A 1,208-nucleotide genomic window follows, 5' to 3' on the forward strand; every position below is an offset into this window, starting at 1 on the left:
CTGTAAGCGCACCCGTTTTAGTTCCACGCACTTTTTGAGATTTCCGGGGTTTCAGCCATCAGCCGGTATTCTTCCGGCGTCAGGTTATTCAGGGATTCATGAGGCCGCTCGCTGTTATATTCCGTCAACCAGCGCTCTGTAATTTCCCGTGCTTCATTCAGTGTTCTGAACAGATAAAAATCCAGTATTTCTGTCCTGTATGTCCGGTTGAACCGTTCGATAAAGGCATTCTGCGTGGGCTTGCCGGGCCTGATAAATTCCAGCATCACACCATGCTCTTCTGCCCATTGTGCCAGCGCCAGCGAGACCAGTTCCGGGCCGTTGTCCATCCGCATCTTCAGCGGATATCCACGGTTTGCCACGATCCTGTCCAGCACTCTCACAACCCGCTGCGCCGGGATATTCAGGTCAATTTCGATCGCCAGTGCTTCGCGGTTAAAATCATCCACCACGTTGAAGGTCCGGAAGCGTCTGCCGCACACCAGCGCATCGTGCATAAAATCGATGGACCAGCTCTGGTTCATCGCTTCCGGTGTCGTCAGCGGAGCCGGATTGCACACCGGCAGGCGCTGCTTTCCCTTACGGCGAAAATTCAGTTTCAGCAGGCAGTAAATACGGTGAACGCGCTTATGGTTCCAGATATTACCCTGCCTGCGAAGTACCTGAAAAAGCTTTTTAAATCCGTATCGCGGATAGCGTTCAGCCGCCACGGTCAGCGCCATAATCACCGGCTCATCACGTCGCGTATCCGGCTGATAACGAAATACCGTCCTGCTCAGCGATAATGTCCTGCATGCCTGACGTAAGCTCATGGCAAACTGCGCGGTCAGATAGCTGACCAGCTCACGCTTTATCGCTGGTTTTAAAGCTTTTTTTCAATAACGTCTTTCAGTGCGCGGCACTCGAGACTCAGGTCCGCGAACATCTGTTTCAGCCGGCGGTTTTCATCCTCGAGGTCTTTCATCTTTTTGATATCGGAGGCTTCCATACCGCCGAACTTCGCTTTCCAGTTGTAGTACGAGGCCTCAGAGATCCCGACCTCGCGGCAGACATCCTTAACGGTGCGTCCGGCTTCGACGGACTTCAGAACGGCGATGATCTGGTGTTCGGTGAATCGTGCCTTGCGCATGGCGATCTCCTCCGGGGACATAATCAGTATGCCGGAAGATCTCTAAAAGTGAATGGTCCGGTTTATCGGGATACTTACA

1 protein-coding gene is annotated in these 1,208 nt (G+C 52.9%); it reads right to left on the minus strand.

Annotated elements, in window-relative coordinates; all coding sequences use genetic code 11:
• Positions 1–17: 17 nt before the first annotated feature.
• Positions 18–1,129, minus strand: a protein-coding gene (locus ROR01S_RS25590) for an IS3 family transposase (protein WP_155728893.1) whose coding sequence is annotated in 2 segments (ribosomal slippage) — positions 18–868 and positions 868–1,129 — 1,113 coding nt in all. Because the reading frame shifts where the segments join, the coding sequence is not laid out codon by codon here.
• Between the last annotated feature and the right edge of the window lie 79 nt (positions 1,130–1,208).

It is taken from the genome of Klebsiella ornithinolytica NBRC 105727 = ATCC 31898 (genome assembly GCF_001598295.1).
Lineage (GTDB): Bacteria > Pseudomonadota > Gammaproteobacteria > Enterobacterales > Enterobacteriaceae > Klebsiella > Klebsiella ornithinolytica.